11 protein-coding genes are annotated in these 8,393 nt (G+C 38.6%); 7 read left to right on the plus strand and 4 right to left on the minus strand.

Features of this window, described 5'->3' with window-relative positions; translation table 11 throughout:
- Positions 1 to 150: 150 nt before the first annotated feature.
- The 4 genes from mobV (at position 151) to G3255_RS18215 (ending at position 2,451) form a co-directional block, all read left to right on the plus strand.
- Entirely contained in the window at positions 151 to 1,215 is a 1,065-nt protein-coding gene (gene mobV / locus G3255_RS18200) for a MobV family relaxase (RefSeq protein ID WP_442757095.1), read from the plus strand.
- 115 nt (positions 1,216 to 1,330) lie between these two features.
- Positions 1,331 to 1,924, plus strand: coding sequence for a MerR family transcriptional regulator (locus tag G3255_RS18205; RefSeq protein ID WP_211656040.1), 594 nt, complete (start codon positions 1,331 to 1,333; stop codon positions 1,922 to 1,924).
- Positions 1,925 to 1,973: 49 nt separating this feature from the next.
- On the plus strand, positions 1,974 to 2,156 hold the full coding sequence (locus G3255_RS18210; protein ID WP_211656041.1) for a hypothetical protein: 183 nt from the start codon (positions 1,974 to 1,976) through the stop codon (positions 2,154 to 2,156).
- A gap of 82 nt (positions 2,157 to 2,238) precedes the next feature.
- Entirely contained in the window at positions 2,239 to 2,451 is a 213-nt protein-coding gene (locus tag G3255_RS18215) for a hypothetical protein (RefSeq protein WP_211656043.1), read from the plus strand.
- 106 nt (positions 2,452 to 2,557) lie between these two features.
- Here G3255_RS18215 and G3255_RS18220 read toward each other — a convergent pair whose 3' ends face one another.
- The gene (locus G3255_RS18220; RefSeq protein ID WP_211656045.1) at positions 2,558 to 2,830 is read right to left on the minus strand and encodes a hypothetical protein; all 273 of its coding nucleotides are present in this window, start codon (positions 2,828 to 2,830) and stop codon (positions 2,558 to 2,560) included.
- Between the two features lie 162 nt (positions 2,831 to 2,992).
- Positions 2,993 to 3,898, minus strand: coding sequence for an SMI1/KNR4 family protein (locus G3255_RS18225; RefSeq protein ID WP_211656047.1), 906 nt, complete (start codon positions 3,896 to 3,898; stop codon positions 2,993 to 2,995).
- Positions 3,899 to 4,279: 381 nt separating this feature from the next.
- On the opposite strand from G3255_RS18225, the gene G3255_RS18230 reads away from it, so the two are divergent.
- Together G3255_RS18230 and G3255_RS18235 are read left to right on the plus strand one after the other, a co-directional pair.
- Positions 4,280 to 4,621, plus strand: coding sequence for a hypothetical protein (locus tag G3255_RS18230; RefSeq protein WP_211656048.1), 342 nt, complete (start codon positions 4,280 to 4,282; stop codon positions 4,619 to 4,621).
- Between the two features lie 15 nt (positions 4,622 to 4,636).
- On the plus strand, positions 4,637 to 5,203 hold the full coding sequence (locus G3255_RS18235; protein WP_211656051.1) for a site-specific integrase: 567 nt from the start codon (positions 4,637 to 4,639) through the stop codon (positions 5,201 to 5,203).
- A gap of 86 nt (positions 5,204 to 5,289) precedes the next feature.
- On the opposite strand, the gene G3255_RS18240 is transcribed toward G3255_RS18235, so the two are convergent.
- Both G3255_RS18240 and G3255_RS18245 read right to left on the minus strand, forming a co-directional pair.
- Positions 5,290 to 5,541, minus strand: a complete 252-nt coding sequence (locus G3255_RS18240; protein ID WP_211656054.1) for a ribosomal protein L7/L12 — start codon at positions 5,539 to 5,541, stop codon at positions 5,290 to 5,292.
- Positions 5,542 to 5,573: 32 nt separating this feature from the next.
- Positions 5,574 to 6,110 carry a hypothetical protein gene (locus G3255_RS18245; RefSeq protein WP_211656055.1) on the minus strand — a complete coding sequence of 179 codons (537 nt, stop codon included), beginning with the start codon at positions 6,108 to 6,110 and terminating at the stop codon, positions 5,574 to 5,576.
- Between the two features lie 920 nt (positions 6,111 to 7,030).
- Between G3255_RS18245 and G3255_RS18250 the strand changes: the two genes are divergently transcribed.
- Positions 7,031 to 8,197, plus strand: a complete 1,167-nt coding sequence (locus G3255_RS18250) for a replication initiation protein (protein WP_211656057.1) — start codon at positions 7,031 to 7,033, stop codon at positions 8,195 to 8,197.
- Positions 8,198 to 8,393 lie beyond the last annotated feature (196 nt).

Consider the following 8,393-nt stretch of genomic DNA (forward strand, 5'->3'; position numbering starts at 1 on the left):
ATGCCGTTGATCTTGAGGGGCGCATCCCAAAGGATGCAGCCCCTTGCTTTTGACCTTCGGTCTTACCCTCGGAGAGCACACCTTTATGCAATAAAGTATAGTGTGCTATACTTTACATGGAAGTTGACCGAATTATGGGGGTGTGTTTTTGTGAGTTTTGCTGTGGTACGGATGCAAAAAATGAAGAGTCCAGATTTAAAGGGCATGCAATTTCACAACCAACGAGAACGGGAAAGTCGGACGAATCCAGACATTGATCCGGACCGTGCTCACTTGAATTATGATTTGCTCCATCAAGAAAAAATTGATTACAACAAACAAGTGAAAGAAATTATTGAGAGCCAAAAAGTGAGCGAACGGAAAACCCGAAAAGATGCCGTGCTCGTCAATGAGTTGCTGGTGACTTCGGACCGGAAATTTTTTGACGGATTGGATCCGGCTGAACAGAAACGGTTTTTCGAGGAAAGCCATAAATTGTTCTCCGAACGTTACGGCAAACAAAATATCGCTTATGCGACGGTTCACAACGACGAGAAAACGCCTCACATGCATTTAGGGGTCGTTCCGATGCGTGACGGCAAACTCCAGGGCAAGAATGTCTTTAATCGGCAGGAATTGCAGTGGATGCAGGAAGAATTCCCGAAACACATGCAAAGTGTTGGTTTTGAAGTCGAACGGGGCATTGCCTCTGACCGGAAACACATCGAAATGAGCCGTTTTAAGGCATTGACGCTCAATGAAGAGATCAAAACCCTAGAGAAGGAAACAGAAGCCCTTAGAAACGCGCTGACAGCTTCTAAGAAGGTCGATGAGCTTCAAGTCAGCAAACCCTCTCTCTTTGATCGGAATCACGTTAAATTGCCTGTAGAGGACTTTGAAGCACTTAAAGCAAGAGCGAAGGCTACCGAAGCCATTGAAAGCACGATTGAAACTCATGAGAAACGATTTGACGATATGGTCGATAACGTTATCGACAGCGATCGGAAACTGGACCAAGAAAAAAGAAAAACGGCACAGCTGCAGAAAGAAAACAACGGATTGAAAAAAGAAAATCTGGAACTGCAGAAGGAAAACAAAACCCTGAAAAGCCAGTTGAATGTTTTGATGGAATTTGCAAAAACTCAGCTGGAGAAATTCAAGGAATGGCAAAAAGAGCGTCAGCAAGAAAAAGAAAAAAATATTTCTAGAAAAAGAGATCAAGAACTTGAGCGTTAATTTCCGGTTCTTTTTTATTTTCATTTCATCGATTTCCGGAAAAGTGCTGTCAGAAAATTAAACTGTCCAAATTGGATAAGGTCATTTACGATGAAAGAAAAGGAGGCGATCCGCGATGACCTTTCATGCACCAGAAGATATTGCAACTGTCCTCAACATCAAACCGTCAACGCTCCGCAAGTATTCGTTATTGCTCGAACAAAGTGGCTATCTCTTCAAAAAAAATGCCCAGGGTCATCGTTGGTACACCGATACAGACCTCATGGCTTTACGAAAGTTCATAACGCTCAAGGATAGCAGTGGAATGACATTGGAAGACAGTGCAGAAGCGGTTTTCTTATGGTCTAAAACGGAAAGCGTAGCGGGCCGAGCTATACTTTCTGAAGCGACACAAGGCGATACGGAACGCCACGAAGCGGTAGTAAATGAGCTGACCGTTGAGGAGCGTTTGCTGCGATTGATACAACACCAGCAACAGACGATCGATCGAATGGCGCAAAGCATTCAAAAGCAAGAAGAGCAAAACGAGCTGATTTTAGAGGAAGTGAAAACCCTGAAGGGCAGCCTGAAGCCACTGGACGCCCCTTCGTCCGATCAGCTCAAGATAGCGAGCGTAGAATCGTCCTCACAGCAAGAAAAAAGCGAACCGGAGTCGGTAACGCCTCCAAAAGATACCCGAAGTTTATGGGCTAGGATCTGGAACAAATGAATTCTTTAAATCGGTTAGCAGATCCCCAGATAAGAAAGGAAGAGATAGTGTGAAATTTGTAAAAGGTATGTATGTGATTTTAATTCTTTTTATGACAGTTAATTTTTTAAGCGTTTTTGTATTTAATGATTCTTATTCAGGCATTGCTTCATGGATTAATGTGTTGCTCTTTTTACTAGGTAGCGTCTTTTATATAAATGCTCGACATCATTTCAAAAGAGAAGTTCAATAGGTCTAATACGGAATTGAATGTAACATAAGTGCAGATAAGTTACATTCACATTCACTTAAAGTGGAGAAAGAGGTGAATTCAGATGAAATATATCTTAAACGGCTTAATTACTATCCTTTTATCTATAATCGGATTTTATGCGATTTTAACTCTTTTGATATTCACAGTGAGTGATAGCGATGAAGTAGTGCTCTATGCATTTGCAATTGTCCTAGGGGCGTTACTTATTATCATTATCAATCAGTTAGTTAGATTGAACGACAAAATGGAAGCAAGCAAAAGCGAACTTAATTAATTTGAATGTAACTTATTGTGAATTAAGTTACATTCGGAATCTATAAAATAAAAGAGTTGCTGCTCTCAAAAAATCAGCAACTCTTTGGTGTTTGCACTACTGTTTTTTAAAGCTGGAAAAAGTAAAACGAAAAGAAAATTAGAAACAAAGCCAGCACTGTAAGAAAATTTTCAGTTCTTTTGCTAATTTCTTTTTCTAGAAATGGCAGCTTCTCAAAGAGAGTCATTAGAATATAAGCTAGAATTCCTGCTAGAATAGCTCCAGTTAACGTGCGGAAATCATAAATGTATTTATCAATATAGCTAAGAAAAATGATGGCGAAGGCAACAGAAAATGCTCTCGTATGGTATTTTAAATTATATTTTTTCTCCTTTTTCATCTCATTTCCCCTCTACTTCAAATTGTCTGTTGCTAATATACCAATTTCTTTCCAGCAAGGTTTCATTTTTATTTAAGCAATAGATATCAAGAAACTTTCTATTGATTCTGAATGTAACTTATTAGCAATTAAGTTACATTCAAAAGAAGATAAATCAAGGGGTTATTCTTCGTCACCAAAGTCGATCATCACGCCTACTATCTCTTTAGAAACATTGTATTTTATTCTGACTTCATACATCCCATCACCGTATCCCGACATGGCAACGGTGCCACCAGGGACTATTCCTCCCTGGTCATCAGATGCTACGCTATCCGTACAGGCAACATAGTATTTTAATCCCTCTTCATCTATCTCAATGTCATAAACGTTTTCTACTTCACCAGGAATACTTTCATCTTTTCCAAATAAATTGGCATCGAAGATACCCGCCTGTGCAGAATCAACGCCAATAAGCCGATCGCAAACATGCCATTTGCCACTCGGTTTCTTTTCTGCGAAGTAAGCCGTCAACGTTTTAACGGTTTCATCGTCTGTATAAGAAATGGAGGCTGTCCATTGTCCTTTTTTTACATTGGCTAAATGAACTTGCATCTCTGTGTCCTCGATTGAGTAGCATGGATCTGTGACTACCAGTTCTCCACTTTCTACCGCAAAATGACCGATTAGTTGAGACTTGCCGGCATTTTTTTTCGGGACAAACCAATCGATGAACTCATATAACGTGGACGCTTTATTTTCTGTATTTCCACTTTTTACATTCCACCGATAGACATGCTCCTGCATCCATCTTTTTCGTATGCGGTAGCAAAGTTTATCGCCACTCTTATTTTCTCCAATACAAATCATATCAGCAGGTAAGTTTTCAGGTCTGTTGGATTGGTTTTGAATTATGGTGAGTGAAAACAAGGCCCATGCACCAAATTCGGCGCCATTCGTTTCTAAATAAAGATCCTTGAATTCATCTGGGAAAAGTGCCCCTAGTTGTTTTTCGGCTTTTTTTAAATCGACCAATGAAACGCCTGTCGTTATTGATTTCGAATCAATCATATCAATTACTTTTTTCATGACTTATCCTCCATTTGCAATCCGATTGCGAAAGCGAAATTTTGTATTTGTTTTTTCTCGAAAGAGCTACAAGATCGATTATCCCTATTTTAGCAAAATCAAGAAGGGGGCGAGTTTTTAATGATTTTTGAATGTAACTTAATCCTAATTAAGTTACATTCAAAACCCTGATTCTATTGACTTCCAGCAAAAAAACCAGCGAAACTGAAATTACATAAAAAAATGATACATTCAGATCCTTGCGTTTCCTGCGTTCGCTTTTCCTTGGCGGCGCTCTTTTTTCTTTTGATCTCGCTTACCTTAAATAGTGGGATACATAGGTTATTCTTAGAAACAATAAAACTAAAAAATCTCTGCAGCTAGTTAAAGGGGCAATGAACGATGGAATCTGTTGAATACAAAAAATTGATGGCTGAAATCGAGAAATTGAAGTTTCATAATATTAGTTTGCTGACACTTGTCGGGTTGTTAAATGACGAGAAGATGCAGGAACCGACCATTCATGAAACTGTGGTTACTTATGATTTGTCTAAGCACGATTTACGGGCGTTCACTCGGCTCATTCAGAGCTACACAGGAAATAATTTTGCGTTGGAGCAAAAAGCGTTGCTGATTAATCCGGTTTTTAAGCGAACTAACCTTCTCGCGATTGTGAAGTCATTGGTGGCTTCAGGCATGTTTGAAGCGAAGGGGCAAGAAATTTTAAACTCCTATGAGGGGTGAAAAGGGGAGGATGAGATGAGAAATAAGCAGCAAGAGATGAAAGATGTCCAACCGATCCGATCGTTAGAAAAGATCGAGGACATGAAATGGAGCTTGAAAAAATGGTGCGGTGAACGGGATTACATTCTGTTTCTTCTCGGCATCAATTCCGGCTTGCGTGTCGGAGATCTGTTAAACATCAAAATCAGCGAGATCCAGGGCAAGAAAGTGGTGGCGTTGCGTGAAGGAAAGACCGGAAAACGCCGGACAATCCACCTCGGCAACATTTACGAGGAACTCGATGCCTATATTCGTACGTTAGAGGGCACTGAATGGCTGTTTCCCAGCCGCAAGGGAAATGGACCGATTACGCGCGTTCAAGCGTACAGACAGCTTCAGAAGGCCGCACAGATGGTCGATATTTCGGTAGGCATTGGGACGCACACCTTACGCAAGACCTTTGGGTATTGGCACTACAAGCAATTCAAAGACATTGCCGAGCTGCAGAATATCTTGAATCATGCGCACCCACAGATTACCTTGCGATACATCGGCATCACGGACGAGAGTATTGAAAATAACTTGCGAAGCTTTTTGTTATAAAAACTTGTTTAATTATTGGTCTTTTAAAAAATCAAAACAACTAAAAAAAAGAGAGGATCATCTCAAGGAGAGATCCTCTCTTTTTTTTAGTTGTTTTTTTTCACATTGTCTACATATTGCTTTGCTTCAACTAATCCTAATCCTGTTTTCTCTCTAACTTTTTTAACTATTTTTGTATAATTTTCATCTGAATTAATCATAAATTTAACTTCAGAAGTTAAATCAGTATTAGTTGCAATCATTTTCGTTTGATTTAATTGCTTATTTTTGTTTAAAAGAACGCCAATAATAATCACTGCGCATAGAGTTATTATGAATGAAGCTAATGGTGTCGTCATATTATTTTGCACCCTTTCTTTGGTTTAATAATTTATAAATTACAAGCGTTCTTCACGTTTGTAAAGCCAGTCAATTCTGCAACCAGCGCACTTAAAATTGCAGCTTTCTCTTTAGCGCTTGTTGCACCAACTAATAATTTAGCCGATTCGACTGCCCCTCCTAAATCTTTAATATATTTTTTAATTTTAGTTATTTTCGCAATTGGAATGGCATTCATTACAAGTAATTCAGCGATAGATAAACTGCATCCCCACCAACCGTAAGGCTGCATGATTAAGGGTGCTTTTTCCCCCATCTCTGGATTGAAAATATGAGAAGTAATCCCTTTGTCGTTAAAGTATTGATTAATCGCTTGTGAATCGCCCGATGCTAATAATTCATCTGGTATTTCTTCGATAGCCGTTAATGTTGTAATGATTTGTTCAAGTTCTTCACTGGTCAGTTGATTTTCTTCACCATCACTTTCTTGAGCACTCACCATGTTTGATGAGAACATAGAAAAAAGTAGTGTCATTGACATGAGTAAAATTAAAGATTTAATTCTGTTTTCTTTAAAACGAATTAGCATTTGATTCCCTCCGAATAGTTTGAAGTATTTTATGCTATTTTAACATACTTAATTTACTTTTTATTACTTTAATAACAATTTATGTAAAAAAATTTTATTAATAGACTACACTTATTCAACTGATCTTTTTGTAGTTCCTTACAAGCGTTTCATTAGCCAGGTATTCTACAAGATATATCCAATGAGCTAATTAATATATTTGTTTTGTTGCTCATTTGCAGAAGTAGATTCACACAATACAACTAGCTTGTCTTAATAATTCAGACAAACTGACTAAATAGCGTTTTGCCTGTAAAACTCCCAGTATTTTTCTGCGGAGTTTTTTTGTTTGTCAAAAAACGGCTTCTAAGGTGTTTTAAATCGATTTTAAGGATGACCCCCTAGTTCTATTCGTTTTTGGTGTTAGAATCAATTTAAAGGGGTTTCTGTGCGTTTTAAAGATGCATTACTGAGGTGATTTACTTTGTCTTTGTGAAACACGACAATTTAAATAAAAACTTGGGGAGATCCGTTGCTTGTTTTGAACTATTACTTTTTCGGTCCCACTTGTTTGTCCACCACCACCGGTTCGCGCGCGTACGCGTGTTGTTGGTGTTTTTAAATCTTTTGTTTAAGGTCTTTGTTTTAAATGATTAGGGAATCCTTCAAACCCTTGGCGCCCAAGGGTTTGAAGGATTTAAAGGTAACAGTTTCGGTCCCAAAGGTAACAGTTTCGGTCCCAAAGGTAACAGTTTCGGTCTCTCAAAGGTAACAGTTTCGGTCCCAAAGGTAACAGTTTCGGTCTTAAATACCACAGTTTCGGTCCCAAATATAACAAAATAAATTATTATGTTACTTTGTTTTGACAAAAAGATTTAGGAACTATAAAGTTGTTTTTAAGGTAACTATATTTGATTTACTGTTATAAATGGAGGGGTCTTATGCAGGAGAACTATTTAGTATCTCAAAGAAATGATTTGATTGAAGCCCGTCATACTAATCCTTTATCGGTTAGAGAACAAAAAATAATACTGACAATGGTGAGTATGATTGAACCAACAGATGGAGACTTTAAAGATTATAGAATTTCTATAAAAGAATTTAGTGAGATGTTGGGATTAGAAGGAAGTGTTAAGTACACCGAGCTTAAAGAAATTACCAAGGATTTGATGTCTAAGAGCATTGAAATTCCTCGTACTGACGGTGGATGGCTTTTTGCTAATTGGATATCCAGTGCTGAATATCAAAAAGGCGAAGGGGTGATCGCTTTATCTTTTTCTCCAAAATTAAAGCCGTATCTTCTGCAATTAAAAGACACATTTACCACATACCGTCTCAGTAATATATTGTCACTCAAAAGTACCTACTCTATTCGATTGTATGAACTCATGAAAAAGTGGCAACACTTAGGTAGCTGGTCCTGTTCAATCGAAAAGTTTAAAGAAAAAATGGGAATAGAGCATAAAAAATACCCTAGATATGCAAATTTAAAAGCGCGAGTTTTGAATCCAGCTATTCAAGAAGTTAACGAGAAGACTGATGTTTTTATAAGTCTTACAGAGATTAAAAAGGGACGAAGTGTAAATAAAATTAAATTTGCTATTCGTCATGCACCTGAAAGAGAAATCCAAGTCCCCCATTTGGAGAAAAAATCGGCAAGCATTGAAGAACCCAATGAATTGGATAAACTATGCATCCAAATGAACGAACTAGCAGAGGGCTATCAATTCGATACCGCCTTTTTTGCGCAGCTACATCAAGGGGCATCTCTAATCTGGCAAGACGATGCCGAACAAGAATTAGAATTCTTGATTCGCTACGTCAACGAAGAAAAAACCGTGAAGAATCCACTTGGGTTCATCAAATCCAAAATCACTTCCGCCTGGGAGATCCATGAAGCTGGCGGACGGATTACATTTGCAGATCTGCAGCCGGTGAAAGAACGCTGGGCTGGACGAGAAGAAAAACTTCCGGATTGGTTCACTTCTATAGATGAACCGTCTGAACCATCGGAATCGAACCCGGAACTCGATAAAGAAAAAGAGAAGCTGCTGAAAAAGTTGGCCGACAAAAAGAAACGAACGAAGAAAGATGCTTCCACTTCTTAAATAGAAAAGCCAAAAGCCCGATGTGATTCTCTTTCTTTGAAAAATCACTTGGGGCTTTTTGGTTCGTCTTTCAAGGATGGGCGAGTAAACGGACCATCCTTTTTGGTTGATCTACGGAAAAGATAGCCGAAGCCGGCTGTCTTTTCTTGCTCTTGAACTACTGGGGAATGACCGTCCATCGAGGACGATCGACCCC

Origin of the sequence: Planococcus sp. MSAK28401 (assembly GCF_018283455.1) — a bacterium.
Classification (GTDB): domain Bacteria; phylum Bacillota; class Bacilli; order Bacillales_A; family Planococcaceae; genus Planococcus; species Planococcus alpniumensis.